Consider the following 17,224-nt stretch of genomic DNA (forward strand, 5'->3'; position numbering starts at 1 on the left):
CAGGAAAGTGTAAAAGATGGAAGTACAGAAAGGATGAAACAGGAAAATGAATAATATTGTATCACGTTTATATTTCGCCAGTGATTATATGGAAGGCGCACATCCTGCAATTATGCAGAAACTGGTGGAGACAAACCTGGAGAAGACTGTAGGATATGGGTTGGATCCTTATACAGAGAGTGCGAAAGAGAAGATCAGAACAGCTTGTAATGCACTGAATGCAGATATATTTCTGCTGGTGGGTGGAACTCAGACGAATGCAACGGTGATCGATGCACTGCTGAAATCTTATCAGGGAGTTGTAGCGGCAGAGACAGGACATATTGCGACACATGAATCAGGAGCGATTGAATTTGGTGGTCATAAAGTACTGACATTACCGCAGAAGGATGGGAAAATCAGAGCGGCGCAGATTGAAAAGATGGTAAAGGATTTCTATGATGATGCCAACTATGAGCATATGGTAATGCCTGGAATGGTATATATTTCTCAGCCGACAGAGTATGGAACTTTGTATTCAAAAGAGGAGTTAATCGAAATCAGTAAAGTATGTCGGGCAAATCAGCTGCCGCTTTATGTGGATGGAGCACGTCTTGCCTATGCACTGGCAAGTCCGGAGAATGATGTGACGTTATCGGATCTGGCAGAGCTTTGTGATGCATTTTATATTGGTGGTACGAAATGTGGGGCATTATTCGGCGAAGCAGTTGTGATTCCACAGAAAGGATTGATTCCGCATTTCTTTACGATTATCAAACAGCATGGTGCGTTGCTTGCGAAAGGCAGGATTGCGGGGATTCAGTTTGATGAGCTTTTTACAGATGGACTTTATGAGAGAATTGGAAAACCGGCAATTGATGCTGCAGAGCAGATTAAAGAAGCGTTGAGAAAGTTTGGATATAAGCTTGCTCTGGATACACCAACAAATCAGATTTTCTGTATTGTGTCCAATGAGGTAATGAAAAAAATAGCCCAGGATGTGGAATTTGGATTCTGGGAGAAATATGATGAGACACATTCCGTGATCCGATTTGCCACAAGCTGGGCTACTACGATGGAAGATACGCAGAAGTTGATTCGATTGCTGGATGATATTAGAAAATAAAAAATGATTAATTTACAGGCAGCAGGACCGAAGATTCGTGGAAAGTTGCATAAATAAACGGGACATACCTGGTTAATCAAGAAATTAAACAAGGAGGCTGTACATGAGAAAAACAGGATTTGCCACGATCGGCACAAGTAAGATTACAGAGAAATTTTTGCAGGCGGCAAAAGAATATCCGGAGTTTCAGTATGTAGCTGCTTATTCCAGAGACATAAAAAAAGCAGAGGAATTTGCCGGCATACATGGAGCAGAAAAAGCTTATAACAGTCTGGATGTGTTGTCGGCAGATCCGGAGGTGGAAGCTGTTTATGTGGCAACGCCCAATCATATGCATTATGAGCAGGTAATGAAGCTTCTGAATGCAGGGAAACATGTTCTCTGTGAGAAATCTCTTGCATCAAATCACAGGGAAGCAGAAGAGATGTTTCAACTCGCATATGAAAAGAAACTCGTTCTTTTGGAGGCTATGCGCACAGCTTTTGATCCAGGTATGGAAGTTATAAAAAAGAGTTTGAACAGAATTGGTGAGATTCGAAAAGCGACATTTATATATTGTCAGTATTCCAGCAGATATGACAGCTTTAAAGAAGGAACAGAGCATAATATCTTCAGCAGGGAATGTTCAGCAGGAGCTTTGATGGATATCGGTGTTTACAGTATACATACACTGTTGGATCTGCTTGGAAAGCCAGATACTATCTGTGGATTTTCTGTAATGCTCAGGGGAGAAATCGACGGAGCAGGAACAATCCTTGCAAAATATCCCGATAAAATAGCGGAAGTGTCTTATTCCAAAATCACAGATTCTCTATTGCCAAATGAAATTCAGGGTGAGGACGGAGTGCTGCAGTTCTGGGGAAATAGCAACAGTCCTGAGAACGTGAAGATTGTTTTCAGAGACGGAAGAGAAGAAATCCTTTACCATAGAGAAACAGAAAATGCCATGAAGTATGAACTGGAACATTTCCTGAAAATGCTTCATGGGAAGGAATCAGCAGTAAGACATACACAGCGTTCTCTGAATGCGTTGGAGCTGATGGATGAGATGCGGAAGCAATGCGGAATTTCATTTCCGGCAGATATAAAATAAGCAGATCTGTAACCGGTAAACGACTTGCAGACAGACTTAATGATGACAGGACGGTAACCGGAAATCGCCAGGGGAAAGATAATAAACGTTAAAACGGTAATTATTTTCTTGTGTATAGCAGAGCATTAAAGTATAATAAAATCAGTTTTTTGAATAAGATTAAAGCTATAATAAGGAAATCGGCAAACCAGATGAAAGTCTGGGACGCAAAGCTACAGGGCCTGTAAAATGGCAGCCAGTTGCATAAAATGAGGTGCACTGTCTGTCTGACAGTGCTTTTTTACGGTGCTATCTCATAGACGTAACAATAAATGATTTTATCAGGAAAGAATGAGGAAAATGAGCGTATGAAAAAGGCTAAATATTGTCTGATGGCATTGGTGTCAGGTGTACTTGTAGCATCTGCTGTCTTGTCTGGATGTGGACAGTCAAAGAAAGAAGTATCTAAAAATGATGATCATCTTACAGTTTATCTGTGGGAAAATCGTTTGATGAAAAATATTGCACCCTATATCCATGAACAGTTTCCTGATCAGGATATTGAATTTATTATTGGTAACAATGATACCGATTTATACAGTTATTTTAAAGAACATGATGAATTACCGGATATCATAACAGTACGTCGATTCTCCGGAACAGATGCACAGGACTTACAGCCTTATCTTATGGATTTTGCTTCTTATGATGTTGTTTCCAAGTACTATTCTTATGCGGTGCAATATTATAAGAATGAGGAGGATGAAATCCAGTGGCTGCCAATCTGTGGTATTCCGCAGACGATCATTGCCAACAAAACACTGTTTGATCAGTATGGCGTAAAGATTCCAGAAAATTATGAGGAATATGTACAGGCTTGTCAGCAGTTTTATGATAATGGCATAAAACCGTATTCCATGGATCTTGGTGAAGACTGGTCTAATAATGAAATCATCCAGGCTGCAGCAATCGGTGAGTTTACAAGCCTGGATGGTATTGAATGGCGAAACGGTGCAGAGACTGCAGCGGATGAAACAAAGTTTGATGATACATTATGGAAACGTATTTTTTCAGAAACCAGTCAGTTTCTTAAGGATTCGCACTTTGGTAAAGAAGATATCAATATTGACGTCGATACAGGAATCCAGATGTTTGTCGAGGGAAAATCAGCAATGTTTCATGGACATCCGACGGTTATGCAGCAGCTGCAGAAACAGATGGATGCGGATCTGATCCGTATTCCTTACTTTTCACAGACATCGGATGAATCCTATGTGTACATGACTCCGTCCTTAAACATTGCATTTAACAAAAACCTGGAAAAAGACCGGGAGAAACTGGATACTGCACTGGATGTGCTGGATTGTATGATTTCAGAAGAGGGGCAAAAGCTGATTGCAGATGGAATCGGTGTTATTTCATTGAATACAGATGTTCCAACCATGATGCAGGATGTGCCTGGACTGGAAGAGGAAATTAATAATAATGCTGTTTATATCCGATATTCCGCTCAAAAATCATTTGATGCAAGTCTTGAGGCTGTTCACGGATTACTGTCAGGGGAAATGGATGAAACACAGGCTTATGATACTTTTCGCAGTGTAATGAATCGTAAAGATCCAGAAGAAAAAGCAACGGTGAATTTTGAAAATGAATATTCCATTTCACTGAACGATAGAAATGGCCGTGATGCAGCATCTTCCATTTTAACTACGATCAGAGAAGAAAATGATGCACAGCTGGCTCTGACACCATATTATTATTTCACTTCCTCTATGTACAAAGGAGAATGCACCAGCAGCCGGGTTGGCATGATGACAGCGAAGAGTTCAGATACAGCATTATATGTTGCAAAAATCAATGGTAAACAGGTTTGTGAACTCGTGGAAAATTATCTCGCCGATGCGGATGAGAATTTTTACGTAACCAATAAATACGAATTACCAATTGCATCCGGTATGAAAATGATCGTCAATCAAGAGGAAAGTGGATTTTCGTTAAAGGACTTAACAGTTAATGATAAGAAAATAGACAAAGAAAAGGAATACTCTATTCTTCTTACAGACACCACAATGTCTGTATTGAAAAAAATAAATCCGAAATGTGAAATTGAGCAGCTTAAAGAGACAACATTATCAAGTGCATGGATCGAAGCAATGTCAAAAGGACAGCAGCCGTCAGCACCGGAAGACTATATAGAGGTTGAACAGTAAAAGTGGAGATAGAACAAACGGTAAATAAAAGAAAAAAAATAACAAGGCTGTTGCTTATACTACTTATTATTCTTTTAAGCTTAGGTTGTATAAAGTATCTTATAAGTAAGTCTAGCAAGTATATCAGCGAAAACGGAAAAAGCAGTATGGGAGCTGTTGTTGAACAGATACAGCAGACCTATGATCTTCAGGTGAGTGGATACTACAGCCAGCTGCAGTTGGTTGAGGAATTTTTACTTTATGAGAGGGAGCTGTCTCTTGAAACGGATGTGAACAAAAGTTTCTTTGAAGCATGGGAAAAAGAATCGGAAAGTACCCTTATATTCATTCAGGAGAATGGTCAGGCAATATCAGCAGGTGGAACAAAAATGCGGATTGATATGCCAAGTAAACTTCTGCTGGACTTAAAGAATGGATATAATATTGGAAAACTGGTGCGTCTTGATTATGATCAGAAGAAAAAAGACGGTTATCTGGTTGCAATTCCATGTCAGGAATATACGATCAATGGGGAAACTTATACGGCAATTGGAACTGTGTATGATCATTCGAAACTGGATTCCATGTTAAAACTGAAAGGTTATGACGGGAAAGCATATTTGTTCATGCTGGATAATGACGGAAATATTACGTATACGAACCAGAGTGGAGATAAATACCTGCGTAATTATTCTTTGTTAAAACATTTAAAAGGGGAACAGGCCATTACAGAAGAAGAGGCTGATTGGTTCAAAAAGAAGTTTGATAACAGAGAATCCGGAGTTGCACTTTTGGGAAAACAGAACCCCTATTATCTGGGGTATTGTCCGATAGAAAGCAACAACACCATTTTGGTATGCATTGTGGCAAAGGGAGTTGTTGACAATGTGCTGATGGATTACCAGAAAACGGTGCTGTTTACAACAATACTTATGGCAGGTTTTATACTTTTACTTTTTGTCGGATTATTCTACAGTATTTCCAGACTTAGTCTTGCAGATCAAAAAGCAGAATATGAAAAAAGAAATAATGAACTTCATTTACAAACAATGAAGGAAATGGAAGTAGTCAATCAAAAACTGAAAAAGGCAAAGAACGCTGCAACAGAGGCTTTACAGACAGCGGAAAATGCAAATAAGGCGAAAACGGATTTCCTGTCTAATATGTCACATGATATTCGTACACCTATGAATGCAATCATTGGTATCACATCTTTGATCAGACATGATGCAGGTAATAAAGCAAAAGTTATAGAGTATGCAGATAAAATAGATATTTCATCACAGCATCTGTTAGGAATTATTAATGATGTTTTGGATATGAGTAAGATTGAGGCAGGAAAAACAGTCTTCAAGTATTCTGACTTTTCTATTCTGGATTTTGTACAGGAGCTTGACACTATAGTTCATTCTCAAATATATGAAAAGCAGCAGACTTTTACAATTATAAAAGAAAATATCAAGCATGAGTGGGTGAATGGTGATCAGGTTCATTTGATGCAGATTTTCAGCAACCTGCTGTCTAATGCCATAAAATATACGCAGGAAGGTGGAAAAATTCAGCTTCTGGTAGAAGAATGCGAGACAAAGTCATCTGTCTATGCAAAGTACCGCTTTTTAGTCAGTGACAATGGTATGGGAATGTCGGCAGATTTCATGGATACAATTTTTGATGCGTTTACCCGTGCGGAAAGTTCCCTTACAAATAAAATACAGGGAACCGGACTTGGAATGGCGATTACCAGAAATCTGGTTGAGGCAATGGGAGGAACCATTGACGTGGAGAGTGAACTGGGGCAGGGAAGCTGCTTTGAGGTTCTCATAGATTTGAAAATTGCAGAGGATAGAACAGTTGCTCTGGCGGCACAAGAAGAAACAGATGAGCAGGATGGTAATATCCTGCAGGGAATGAAATTCCTGTGTGCAGAAGATAATGAGTTGAACGCTGAGATCCTGACGGAACTGTTAAAGATTGAAGGTGCGGAATGTACCATCTGTGAAAATGGCGAAGAGATTTTGAAAGCATTTGAACAGTCTGCTCCAGGTGATTATGACATGATTCTGATGGATGTGCAGATGCCTGTTATGAATGGCTATGAGGCAACGAAGGCAATCCGCAGAAGTTCCCATAAACTGGCAAAGACGATTCCGATTATTGCCATGACTGCCAATGCATTCTCAGAAGACATTCAGCATTCCCTTGCAGCCGGTATGAATGCACATGTTTCAAAACCGGTTGAGATGAAGGTGCTGGAAAAGACAATAAGAAGCATAAAATCCGGCGGGGGGGGGGTATCGAACCGCAGGTCACTGTACAGTGACAAATGGAAAGTAACCAGACATAAAAGAATCGAAAAGGATAGTTAGGGATAGATAGAAAATGAAAGGAAAAAGAATGATTGCAGGCATTCTGCTTGCGGGAATTTTAGCGGTCACCCTGGCAGGGTGTAAAAACACAGATAACACGAAAGAAGAAAACGAAAAGCCTGTTATTACCCTCGGCAGCGACAACTATCCACCATACAATTATCTGAATGAGGATGGTGTACCGACGGGAATCGATGTAGAACTGGCTACGGAAGCTTTCAAAAGAATGGGATATCAGTTGGAGGTTGTCCGGATCAACTGGGAGAAGAAAAAAGAACTGGTGGAGAGCGGAGAGATTGACTGTATCATGGGCTGTTTTTCCATGGAAGGGCGTCTTGATGATTACCGCTGGGCGGGACCGTACATAGCAAGCCGTCAGGTGGTTGCTGTAAATGAGAACAGTGATATCTATAAACTGAGTGATCTGGAGGAAAAGAACCTGGCTGTTCAGTCCACAACCAAACCGGAAAGCATCTTTCTGAACCGGACGGATGAGAGAATCCCCAAACTGGGCAATCTGATCAGTCTTGGACACAGGGAGCTGATCTATACGTTTCTTGGGAAAGGATATGTAGATGCAGTTGCAGCACACGAGGAATCTATCGTTCAGTATATGAAGGATTATGATGCAAGTTTCCGTATCCTGGAAGAGCCTCTGATGATCACCGGAATAGGTGTCGCTTTTGCAAAAGAGGATGACAGGGGAATCTGTGAGCAGATGGATCAGACGCTGGAAGAAATGGGGCAGGATGGCACCTCCCTGAAAATCATTAAAAAATATCTGGATGATCCCCAGAAGTATCTGGAGGTGGATGATCTTGGATATTAAGAGAAAGAAAAAAGAAAAACGAATCCAGCTGTTCGGTGGTCTGATTGGAATCTGTGTGGCATTAGTTTCTCTGTTTTATTTCTTTCATACGGAGAAAGCGGAAGCAGAGAAAAGAATGGTAGAGATTGTAAATTATGTCAAAGTGCAGTGTTCCACCTACACCCATTATAATGAATCTTCGGAATCCAAAAGTCTCCTCCGTGCGATTGAAAGTGCCAGACAGATGAGTACGAATATTGATATGGAAATAGAAAACGGCGGTCATCTGAGCCAGGAGTTCCTGAAAGAAAATCTTCAGACTCTCTGGGTGGATGGTATCCTTGTGCTGGATGCAGTTGGAAAGACGGACTGCGAATACAGCATGGATGAGTCTCTGACCGGTGAGATTACGGCATATCTGCAAAAGGACATTATCATGGATTTTGCCGGATATGAAGAAAGATCTTATTCGGAACGGTTTACCAGGGAAGACGGATCCTATATTGATATTGCAGCCTGTGCCAGAAAAGATGCACCGGGTATTGTGGCAATCTACTATTACACACCTCCTGAATTTGCCAGAAACTATACACTGACGATACAAGGGCTTTTAAATGGTTATAGTATCCAGAAAGATGGAACGGTTATTGTTGCAGACGATGGGATTGTTGTTGCCAGCAATGATGAGAGTCTGCTGGGGCAGAATACAGCCGACAACGAAGTTGTTCAGGCAATGAAAAAGCATACAGACAGTCAGCATATCTATCATTTGAGGAAGGAAGGAACCGGATGTTATGGAATCATGCTGAAGCAGCGTGATTATTATATCTACGCATATCTTCCGGATACAGAAGTATTCCGTAACCTGCCGCTAAGTGTAACAGCTGTCGTTTTTCTTTATTTACTCATATTCGGTATATTCTGCTTCTGGGGATACAGAGCGGATCTGGCACACCGGAAACATGAACAGGAAAAAGATGAAAAATATAAAGCAGAACTTCTGAGAGCAGCAAAAAAAGCAGAAGCAGCCAATGAGGCAAAAACCGAGTTTCTACAGCGAATGAGCCATGATATCCGGACACCGATCAATGGAATCTGCGGCATGATCGATGTGGCAGACCATTATGCAGAGGATATGAAGAAACAGACGGAATGCAGGGCAAAGATCAAAGAGGCATCCCATCTGTTGCTGGAACTGATAAACGAGGTTCTGGACATGAGCAAACTGGAGTCAGATGAAGTGATTCTGGAAGAAATCCCATTTAATCTGAACAGTATTTCTGAGGAAATACTGGGTGTGATCGAACAGATGGCCACAGAGCAGAATATCCGGATCCTTTGGGAAGAAAAAGAAGTTACACACTGGAATCTTATCGGAAGTCCGGGGCATGTAAAACGGGTTCTGATGAATATTCTGTCCAATGCGGTGAAATATAACAAAGAAAACGGATATGTCTATATCAGCTGTCGGGAAATCCCATCGGAACAGACAGCAATGACCACATTGGAATTTGTCTGCAGAGATACCGGGATTGGAATGACAGAGGCATTCCAGAAACGCATTTTTGAACCATTTGCACAGGAACATGCAGGAAGCCGCACAAAATTCGCCGGAACAGGACTTGGAATGCCAATTACAAAAAAACTGGTGGAGAAAATGGGCGGAACCATTTCCTTTGAAAGTAAAGAAGGCACAGGGACTACATTTGTGATTCGGATTCCATTCCGGATTGACACAGATAGGAAGGACAGGACTGAAACGGAAGAAAAAACGGAAACATCTATCCAGGGGCTCCATGTTCTTCTGACAGAGGATAATGAGCTGAATATGGAGATTGCAGAATTTGTACTTCGGAATGAAGGCACTGTGGTGACCAAAGCATGGAATGGACAGGAGGCTGTTGACATATTCAGAAAAAGCAGTCCTGGTGAATTTGATGTCATTCTTATGGATATTATGATGCCTGTCATGAATGGATATGAAGCAGCAAAGATGATCCGCTCTCTGGACAGAGAGGATGCAAAAGTGATACCGATCATTGCAATGACAGCAAATGCGTTCATTGAGGACAGAATGAGAGCAAAGGAAGCGGGAATGGATGAACATATTGCCAAGCCTGTTGATAGGAAATTATTAGTAAAAGTAATCAATGAGTTAGTAAAACACAATCAGAGGGAGCAGTTATAATGAAAAAGAAAAAATGGAACAAGTTAGTTTCTGGACTTTTGGTGATGGTGACGGTTATGTCACTTCTGTCTGGCTGTGGCGGGAAAAGTGCGGAAAAAGAAGACGCAGAAACCATCACAGTGTATTTATGGACCACAAGTCTGTATGAAAAATATGCATCATACATCCAGGAACAGCTCCCGGATATCAACATTGAATTTGTAGTAGGCAATAATAATCTGGATTTCTATCGTTTTCTGGATGAAAACGGCGGATTACCGGATATTATAACCTGCTGCAGGTTTTCCCTCCATGATGCAAGTCCCCTGAAGGACAGCCTGATGGATCTTTCCACAACCAATGAGGCAGGTGCTGTCTATGATACATACCTTAACAGTTTCAGAAATCAGGATGGCACCGTAAACTGGCTTCCTGTGTGTGCAGATACCCATGGCTTTGTAGTGAACAAAGACCTTTTTGAAAAGTATGATATTCCTCTTCCAACGGATTATGAAAGCTTCGTTTCTGCCTGCCAGGCATTTGATGAGGTGGGTATCCGTGGGTTTACTGCAGACTATTACTATGATTATACCTGTATGGAAACACTGCAGGGTCTGTCTGCATCAGAGCTGTCTTCTGTGGATGGACGTAAGTGGCGTACCACCTACAGTGACCCGGATAATACAAAGAGAGAAGGTCTGGACAGTACCGTCTGGCCGGAGGCTTTTGAACGTATGGAGCAGTTTATTCAGGATACAGGGCTGAGCCAGGATGATCTGGATATGAATTATGATGATGTGGTTGAGATGTACAAAAGTGGTAAGCTTGCCATGTACTTCGGCAGTTCTTCCGGCGTAAAAATGTTCCAGGATCAGGGGATTAACACAACATTCCTGCCATTCTTTCAGCAGAACGGCGAAAAGTGGCTGATGACTACACCATATTTCCAGATAGCTTTAAACCGTGACCTGACAAAGGATGAAACACGCCGGCAGAAAGCAATGAAGGTACTGAACACAATGCTTTCAGAGGATGCGCAGAACCGGATCATTTATGATGGACAGGATCTGTTAAGCTACAGCCAGGATGTGGGTCTCAAGCTTACAGAATATCTGAAGGATGTGAAACCTGTGATTGAAGAAAACCATATGTATATCCGTATTGCGTCAAATGACTTTTTCTCCATTTCCAGGGATGTGGTGTCTAAGATGATTTCAGGAGAATATAATGCAGAGCAGGCTTATCAGTCATTTAACACCCAGCTTCTTGAGGAAAAATCCACTTCTGAGGATATTGTGCTGGATTCAAAGAAAACTTATTCCAATCGCTTCCATACCAGCGGAGGCAATGAAGCCTATTCTGTTATGGCAAACACTTTGCGCGGTATTTATGGGACGGATGTGCTGATTGCAACAGGAAACAGCTTTACAGGAAATGTACTGAAGGCCGGTTATACAGAAAAAATGGCGGGCGACATGATCATGCCAAACGAGCTTTCCGCTTATAGCAGCGAAATAAGTGGGGCAGAACTGAAGGAAACGGTCAGAAACTTCGTAGAAGGCTGCCAGGGAGGCTTTATCCCCTTTAATCGAGGCTCTCTGCCTGTGTTCAGTGGTATTTCTGTAGAAATTAAGGAAACGGATGATGGTTATACATTGAGTAAAGTTACAAAGAATGGAAAACAGATTCAGGACAAGGATACTTTTACTGTGACCTGCCTTGCAGAACCACAATATATGGAAGCTTATGCGGCAGAGGAAAATATTGCATTTGATGGAGGGGATACCTCTGTGGAAGATACCTGGACAACATATGTTTCAGATGGTAATGCCATTCTTGCAGAGCCTGAAGACTATATTACTCTGAGGTGAGAAGAATGGATGTTAAGAATCATAATACAAACAGAAAGAAACGGGTTGTGAGAAAACGATGGAATACAGCAGTTCTTATTGTTCTATTCATTGGAATCCTTTTGACTGTTTTCCGATATTTGGAGTTTGTATCGAAGACTGTTTATGAGGAAAGTGTTTCTCACCTGACAGAAATTTTTCATCAGTCTGATAATATGCTAAGTGAGCTGACAAATAAGAATCTGACTTATCTCCATATATGGGGGGAATATCTGCAGAATACTTCCGATGAAAGTGAAATTCGTGAGTATATAGAGAAAGCACAGGAAGATGCAGGCTTTTTAGATTTTTATTTCCTGTCAGCGGACGGGAACTATAAGATGGTAACAGGTGAAACCGGCTATCTGGGATTACAGGAAAATATTGAAGATGAGATCCGGCAGGGAAATGATGTGATAACCAATGCAACAGTTCCCGGAAAATCCCAGCTCCTTGTTTTTGCCACTCCCAAGCCTCATGGAAGTTATCAGGGCTTTGAATATGATGCAATTGCCATTGCCTATGAAAACTCCGATATCGTAAATGTGCTGAATATTTCTGCTTTTAATGGAAATGCCCAGAGTTATGTGGTTCATCCGGATGGTCGTGTTGTTGTGGATCATTCCTCTGAGTCATGGGGAGAGGTGTATAATTTCTTTGGGATTCTGAGAGAGCATTCCAATATGTCTGAAAAAGAGATCCTTAAACTTTCAGAAGAGTTTAAGGAAGGACATACAGATGCAATGCTGATAAATCTGGATGGAAAGGATTACTATCTGGTCTATGAGAAATCCAAACCTCAGGACTGGATCTTTCTGGGACTTGTCCAGGCTGATATCGTTAATGCCAGTATGAATGTTCTGCAGCGTAGCACTATGCTGCTTGTAAGTGCAGTAGCGGTGTGTATTGCCGGTCTTTTTATTGGAATTATTCTCTGGAAAAACAGGGTAAACCTGAAGAGAAAGGATACGGAGATCCTTTACAGGGACGAGCTGTTTCAAAAGCTGTCAATGAGTGTGGATGATGTTTTCCTGATGCTGGATGCCAAAACATATAAAGCAGATTACGTCAGTCCCAATGTGGAAAAATTGCTGGGTATTACAGTAGAACAGATCCGTAAAGATATTTGTGTCCTGGGAAAACTGCATCCCGGGGATGTTGAAGATCCGGAGAAGAATTATCTGGAAGAAATCCAGGTTCATGAGCAGCAGGAATGGGATTTTGAATATGTTCATCAGAAAACAGGAGAACACCGCTGGTTTCATAATGTTGCAATGGGCAGCGAGGTAAACGGGAAAAAGAAATATATCCTGGTTATGTCAGATCGTACCTCTGACAGAAAAATGAATCAGGCGCTTTCTGAGGCGGTCCGCGCTGCGGAGACTGCAAACAAGGCAAAGAGCACCTTCCTTTCCAATATGTCTCACGATATCCGGACACCAATGAATGCGATCATTGGTTTTACCACACTGGCTGTAAGCAACATTGATGATAAAGAAAGGGTACGGGATTATCTGGGTAAGATTCTTTCCTCCAGTAATCATCTGCTCTCACTGATCAATGATATCCTGGATATGAGCCGTATTGAGAGCGGAAAGATTCATCTGGAAGAAACGGAAGTCAGTCTGTCAGAGGTTCTTCATGATCTGAAAACCATTATCAGCGGACAGATCCATGCGAAACAGCTGGAGCTTTACATGGATGTCATGGATGTTACCAATGAGGATGTTTATTGTGACAAGACGAGGCTGAATCAGGTGCTCCTGAATCTTTTGTCCAATGCGATCAAGTTTACTCCTGCAGGCGGAACCGTTTCTGTCCGGCTGAGAGAGTATCCGGGTACACAGAGAGGCTGTGAATTGTACGAAATCCGGGTAAAGGATAACGGAATCGGCATGAGTCAGAAATTTGTACAGAAGATCTTTTCTCCTTTTGAGAGAGAGCGGACTTCCACTGTAAGCAGGACTCAGGGTACAGGACTGGGCATGGCCATTACCAAGAACATCGTGGATATGATGGGCGGAACCATTGAGGTTCAGACAGAACAGGGCAAAGGTACTGAATTTATTATCCGTCTGCCATTGCGGATTCAGCCTGAGAACCACCGTATAGAGAAAATCGCAGAGCTGGAAGGTCTGAAGGCATTGGTCGTAGACGATGATTTCAATACCTGTGACAGTGTGACTAAGATGCTTGTGAAGGTTGGAATGCGTTCGGAATGGACACTTTCCGGTAAGGAGGCTGTTCTCCGCGCACGACAGTCTGTGGAAATGGGTGATGCATTCCATGCTTATATCATTGACTGGCGTCTTCCGGATATGAACGGCATTGAAGTTACCCGTCAGATCCGCAGTCTTGGTGACGATACGCCGATCATTATCCTGACTGCTTATGACTGGTCAGATATTGAAGTGGAAGCCAGGGCAGCAGGGGTGACTGCATTCTGTGCCAAACCTATGTTTATGTCAGATATCAGAGAGACTCTGATGGCTGCTATCGGCCAGAAGCAGGCTGAGGCAGAGGATAATATCCTTCCGGCAGCAGATTCAGATTTCAGAGGCAGGCGCATACTGCTTGTGGAAGATAATGAACTGAACAGTGAAATTGCAGTAGCGCTCCTTAGTGAATATGGTTTTCGGGTTGATACAGCGGAAGATGGAGCAGAGGCTGTGGAGAAAGTTAAGAATTCAACACAAGGTGATTATGACCTGGTGCTTATGGATGTGCAGATGCCTGTAATGAATGGATATGAGGCTACTGAGCAGATCCGTTCACTGGATGATCCTTCACTGGCGGGAATCACGATCCTTGCCATGACTGCCAATGCTTTTGACGAAGACAGAAAGAAAGCACTGGCATGTGGTATGAATGGATTTTTATCCAAGCCGATAGTTATTGAAGAATTGATCAATACATTACAGAATAACCTAAAGTGAGTTTTGTGTTAAAGTGATAAACATTGTTCTTTCAAGTAAGAAAAATGAATCAGCTTGTTTTGAGGATACAGGAAAACGTAGAATGCTTCATCAGAATCCTCCCGATGTCCAAAATGAACAGTTATAAAGCAACGCAGGCAAACAGGTATCTGCCAGATAAGGATAAAACATGCATACCTATCATTGCAATGACGGCAAATGTGATATGATAGGTGATATTTTCTATATGATGATGTTGGGAGATTATATGAAAAAGTTTAAGGCAAATGATAATAAGAGTGAAGAACATGAGATTAACTACAGACAATTTAACAAAAAGCTGGAACTGCTGAATCAGATTCTGTCTCTGATATCAGACATCAATCAGGCGTCGGATGAGAAAGAAGTGAAGGACTGTATTCCTGCATTGCTTCAATACACCGGTGAATATACAGATGCAGACAGAGTATATATTTTTGAACTGATGTCTGAAAAGCAGGATTATTACAGCAATACCTTCGAATGGTGCAGAGAAGGGATCATCCCACAGATTGACAATCTGATTCGTATTTCTGTCGATAGTATGCCGGTGTGGCATGAGAAATTTCTTCGTGGAGAAACCATAATTATTCATGATCTGGAGAAAATACGCGAAACCATGCCTTCGGAATATGATATCCTGAAGGTTCAGGACATTCATTCTCTGCTGGTTTTACCTTTGTTTGCAAATACGCAGTTGAGCGGTTTTATCGGTCTGGATAATCCGGAGCTGGTTAATCCCGGTGTTTCCATATCGCTTCTTTCCAATGCAGGCGGACATCTTGCCAGTACACTGAATAATCTGCGTATGTTCAGGATGCTTGAGGAAAAACAGAAAACACTGGAGAGCAATCTGGAGGAACTTCAGAAGGAGAAGCATATCCTGGAAGCTCTCTGCGTAGATTATACCTCATTTTATTTATGTGATCTGGCAAATGATACTCTGGAAATGATCAAACAGAGCATACATTCCAATTGGGCAGAGATTGATGAGATGCCGGAGCTGAAATCCAGTTATACCTCTGGAATCAGATATTATTATGATCATTATGTAATCCGGGAATCAGCACCGGATTTTCTCCGGAAGATGGAACGTCACGCTCTCATAGAGTATCTGCGGAATCACAAACGTTTTGCATATCGTTATCAGTCAGTGAAAAACCATGCCGGGCATGAGTATTTTGAATTGCAGGTGATCCGTCTGGAGACAGGCAACAGAGATGATTATAAGATCATTATGGGATTTCGCTATATTGATGATATTGTGCAGGAGGATATGAAAAAGAAGCAGCAGATGGAAGAGACTATGGCTGATCTGAAAATGAATAATGAGATCATCTCTGCAATCAGCAAAATGTACTGGATCATCTACCGGATGGATCTGATCCATGATACCTATGAGGAGATTTCCAGCAAGGAATCCATGCACCGTCTGACCGGCAGAAGTGGAAAGATTTCTGTTCAGTTTACAAAAGCCAGAGAGAAAATCGTAGCTCCCGAATTTCAGGAAAGAATGAGAGAATTCCTGGATGTTTCCACGCTGGCAGAACGTCTGAAGAACAGAGAGGAGATTTCCACAGAATACAGAGCCATAACCGGAGTCTGGCACCAGGCCAGATTTATTGTGAAACTGCGAAACGAAGCAGGGGAAGTGACCAATGTTCTCTATGTGACGAGAGATATTAATGACCAGAAAATATCTGAGCTGGAGAGCCGGGAAGAACTGAGAAGAACTGCCCAGGAGGCTGAGAAAGCCAATCTGGCAAAGACAGATTTCCTTAGGAGAATGAGTCATGATATCCGCACACCGATCAACGGGATTCAGGGATGTGTGGATATTGCAGACCGTTATCCCGATGATCTGGAGCTTCAGCAGGAAGCACGTACCAAAATCAGGACTGCTTCCGGTTATCTTTTAAATCTTGTCAATGATGTGCTGGATATGAATAAGCTGGAATCCGGCAATATACAGCTGGAGAGAAAGCACTTTAATCTGCTGGAACTTTTGCATAACACGAATGAAATCACCAGGATGCAGGCAAATGAATCCGGCATTAATTATTATGTAGAAGATGGAGAAATCATCCATACACAGCTGATAGGAAGTCCGGTGCATTTCCAGCAGATATTGATGAATATCGGCAGCAATGCAGTAAAATATAATTATGATGGTGGTTCTGTGACAGTTACCTGTCGTGAGGTTTCCTATACGGATACCACTGCGGAATATGAACTGACCTGTACAGATACCGGAATCGGCATGAGTGAGGAATTTCAGAAAAAGGCATTTGAGCCTTTTGCCCAGGAAGGGCAGTCAGCCAGAACAAATTATGCAGGTACCGGTCTGGGACTTGCCATTGCCAGAAAGCTGATAGAGCTGCAGGGTGGAACCCTTTCCTTTGAGAGTATACAGGGAAAGGGAACTAAATTTATTCTTCATATTTCTTTTGAAATCTCTGCTGAGGAATCGGAAAAGAGATCCCAGATGTATCAGAACTGTTCAGTGGAAGGAATTCAGGTTCTGCTGGTGGAAGACAATGAGCTGAATATGGAAATTGCTGAGTTCCTGCTGAAAGAAGAAAAAATGATAGTGACAAAGGCATGGAATGGACGGGAAGCTGTAGAAATATTTGAGAATTCAGAGCCCGGATACTTTGATGTGATTCTGATG

9 protein-coding genes and 1 riboswitch are annotated in these 17,224 nt (G+C 41.8%); all 9 genes read left to right on the forward strand.

From position 1 onward, the window contains the following. Positions 1 to 46 precede the first annotated feature (46 nt). Positions 47 to 1,105 carry a threonine aldolase family protein gene (locus AC058W_RS15780; protein WP_117845908.1) on the forward strand — a complete coding sequence of 353 codons (1,059 nt, stop codon included), beginning with the start codon at positions 47 to 49 and terminating at the stop codon, positions 1,103 to 1,105. A gap of 103 nt (positions 1,106 to 1,208) precedes the next feature. Further along, entirely contained in the window at positions 1,209 to 2,198 is a 990-nt protein-coding gene (locus AC058W_RS15785; RefSeq protein ID WP_117845906.1) for a Gfo/Idh/MocA family protein, read from the forward strand. A gap of 171 nt (positions 2,199 to 2,369) precedes the next feature. After that, positions 2,370 to 2,445: riboswitch (cyclic di-GMP riboswitch) on the forward strand. A 100-nt stretch (positions 2,446 to 2,545) separates the two neighbouring features. Continuing rightward, complete coding sequence (locus AC058W_RS15790; protein ID WP_118137257.1) at positions 2,546 to 4,390, forward strand: ABC transporter substrate-binding protein; 1,845 nt, start codon at positions 2,546 to 2,548, stop codon at positions 4,388 to 4,390. A gap of 146 nt (positions 4,391 to 4,536) precedes the next feature. Next, positions 4,537 to 6,735: an ATP-binding protein gene (locus AC058W_RS15795; RefSeq protein WP_479390298.1), complete on the forward strand. Its 2,199-nt coding sequence runs from the start codon at positions 4,537 to 4,539 to the stop codon at positions 6,733 to 6,735. Between the two features lie 13 nt (positions 6,736 to 6,748). Then, a complete protein-coding gene (locus AC058W_RS15800) occupies positions 6,749 to 7,564 on the forward strand; it encodes a substrate-binding periplasmic protein (protein WP_118630570.1) in 816 nt (271 codons plus the stop codon). Further along, positions 7,548 to 9,731 (forward strand): ATP-binding response regulator, encoded by a 2,184-nt coding sequence (locus AC058W_RS15805; RefSeq protein ID WP_117675967.1) that lies wholly within the window; start codon positions 7,548 to 7,550, stop codon positions 9,729 to 9,731. The genes AC058W_RS15800 and AC058W_RS15805 overlap by 17 nt, the downstream gene beginning before the upstream one ends. After that, positions 9,731 to 11,581 (forward strand): ABC transporter substrate-binding protein, encoded by a 1,851-nt coding sequence (locus tag AC058W_RS15810; RefSeq protein ID WP_118630571.1) that lies wholly within the window; start codon positions 9,731 to 9,733, stop codon positions 11,579 to 11,581. Before AC058W_RS15805 ends, AC058W_RS15810 begins: the two co-directional genes overlap by 1 nt. A gap of 5 nt (positions 11,582 to 11,586) precedes the next feature. Beyond that, positions 11,587 to 14,535: a hybrid sensor histidine kinase/response regulator gene (locus AC058W_RS15815; RefSeq protein ID WP_117675971.1), complete on the forward strand. Its 2,949-nt coding sequence runs from the start codon at positions 11,587 to 11,589 to the stop codon at positions 14,533 to 14,535. A 247-nt stretch (positions 14,536 to 14,782) separates the two neighbouring features. After that, positions 14,783 to 17,224, forward strand: a 2,442-nt coding sequence (locus AC058W_RS15820) for a hybrid sensor histidine kinase/response regulator (protein WP_479390299.1), incomplete at its 3' end; no start/stop codon positions are given.

It is taken from the genome of Blautia sp. CGZ-1-C1, from assembly GCF_056504575.1.

Excerpts from the sequence above, each read along its gene's own strand:
- AC058W_RS15780 (WP_117845908.1), top strand. The coding sequence starts at position 47 with ATGAATAATATTGTATCACGTTTATATTTCGCCAGTGATTATATGGAA.
- AC058W_RS15785 (WP_117845906.1), top strand. The coding sequence starts at position 1,209 with ATGAGAAAAACAGGATTTGCCACGATCGGCACAAGTAAGATTACAGAG.
- AC058W_RS15790 (WP_118137257.1), top strand. The coding sequence starts at position 2,546 with ATGAAAAAGGCTAAATATTGTCTGATGGCATTGGTGTCAGGTGTACTT.
- AC058W_RS15795 (WP_479390298.1), top strand. The coding sequence starts at position 4,537 with ATGGGAGCTGTTGTTGAACAGATACAGCAGACCTATGATCTTCAGGTG.
- AC058W_RS15800 (WP_118630570.1), top strand. The coding sequence starts at position 6,749 with ATGAAAGGAAAAAGAATGATTGCAGGCATTCTGCTTGCGGGAATTTTA.
- AC058W_RS15805 (WP_117675967.1), top strand. The coding sequence starts at position 7,548 with ATGATCTTGGATATTAAGAGAAAGAAAAAAGAAAAACGAATCCAGCTG.
- AC058W_RS15810 (WP_118630571.1), top strand. The coding sequence starts at position 9,731 with ATGAAAAAGAAAAAATGGAACAAGTTAGTTTCTGGACTTTTGGTGATG.
- AC058W_RS15815 (WP_117675971.1), top strand. The coding sequence starts at position 11,587 with ATGGATGTTAAGAATCATAATACAAACAGAAAGAAACGGGTTGTGAGA.